General features: G+C 34.0%; 2 protein-coding genes. Both read right to left on the bottom strand.

The annotated features are described in order from the left end of the window. Positions 1-507: 507 nt before the first annotated feature. Positions 508-702 carry a hypothetical protein gene (locus ACWIX0_RS13530; protein WP_454174508.1) on the bottom strand — a complete coding sequence of 65 codons (195 nt, stop codon included), beginning with the start codon at positions 700-702 and terminating at the stop codon, positions 508-510. Positions 703-788: 86 nt separating this feature from the next. Beyond that, on the bottom strand, positions 789-986 hold the full coding sequence (locus ACWIX0_RS13525; RefSeq protein WP_454174507.1) for a hypothetical protein: 198 nt from the start codon (positions 984-986) through the stop codon (positions 789-791). Positions 987-1,485: the final 499 nt, after the last annotated feature.

The raw sequence follows: 1,485 nt of genomic DNA, 5'->3' as shown, positions 1-1,485 counted from the left end.
AGCAAGCGTAGCATTACTTGCAGTTGTCATATTTTGGGCTAATGTGTCTTTGGCAAATGCGATATGATTTGCAAAACCACACGCCATAGCCACGCTTACAAACGCCAATGCCTTATTTATCTTTGTCCCATACAAAACCATTTCAAACCCCTTTTTTACGCAATCTTTACAAAATCTTTTAGCATATTTTTGATTCTTGTAAATGATGATTTTCTCATTATGCCTAGCATTTTAAGAAAATAAGATTCACAAGCAAAATGTAAAAAATAAACGCAATCATAAACCAAATAAACTTAAAATTTGCTTTTGTGAAATAAAAATGAAATCAAAAATAAAAAAAGAGAGAAACACACACTATAAAAAACATTAAAAAACAACATAAAAATGCAAAACTAAGTCCAAAAGATTATGCTATACGCATAATCTCTAGTAAAATATCCTCTTTTGCAAGCAAATATCTTTCATAGCTTGGATTGGTTTAAAAAATCAAATGCTTTTAGATTCTGCCTAAAACACTTTGACAAAAAACACCTCAATGCCATACACCACAGAATAAACGCGCACTTGTTTTTTATCATCGCCACAAACTGCCATCAAAAAGTTGCACTCTTTGCAGACATACTTTTCGCCCCACTTATGCGAAAAAATCGCTTTATGCCTTGCTTGCTTTGGATTTAACTCTGTAAAATACCTAATTGCCATTTTTGCTCCTTTTTGTAGTTTTATAAAATCCCACAAAAAGAATGTGTTTTTGAAGTTTAGATTTTTGATTTAAGTTTTTGAAGTTTTTATTTATCGCGCCTAAATGCGTTTGAAGTCTTTATGGCTTTACGCGCAGGGCTAATGAAGCACTTAGCTTGCAAGTCATCAAAAAGCGCGTGTTGTTTATTTTTTTTTAAGCCTGCGTTAGATTCTAGCTTTGCTAGCTCATCGCTTGCCTTAAGGCATAGGCACAACTTTACTGCTTTTTGAAAAGCCCTTAGCATTTGAAGTCTTGTAGTTTTAAAACACTTGCTTTTTTGCTAAAACACACTGCCCCCGCGTGTTACCACGCTGTAGCAAATTAAGCGGGCTTTTGTTTTTTTGCTTAGAAATCCCACACCTTGCACGCCATACTCTAGCGTAACTACTTGCCTTTTAGCAAGTGTGCAAGGCTACAAACCAAGCCTTTCTAGGACAAACCTAAGGAGCAGTGTTGTTCGCGTTTTTGTTTGCTTGTTGATTCTAGCTTTTTAGCATTACGGGTATGCTAAAAGATTTTATAAAAACTTTTTAGCGTTAGCGTGATTGCTTTTTAGCCTTTTTGTTTTTAGGCTTTGCCACACTTGCGCGATTTTTGCAAAATAAGCATTTGAAATGTTTTTAATTAAACATTGCTTAGCGTTTTGCTTATAAAAGCATTGTTTTTTGTCAAAAAGTGTTTTAGCTTTTTTGTTAAGCACTTAGTTTTTTGGTAGCTAAGATTTTAATCATTCCTCTTTGCTT

This window comes from Helicobacter sp. T3_23-1059 (assembly GCF_053654515.1).
The sequence above is the reverse complement of the archived record's forward strand: the minus strand, read 5'-3'. Positions and strand labels throughout refer to the sequence as shown.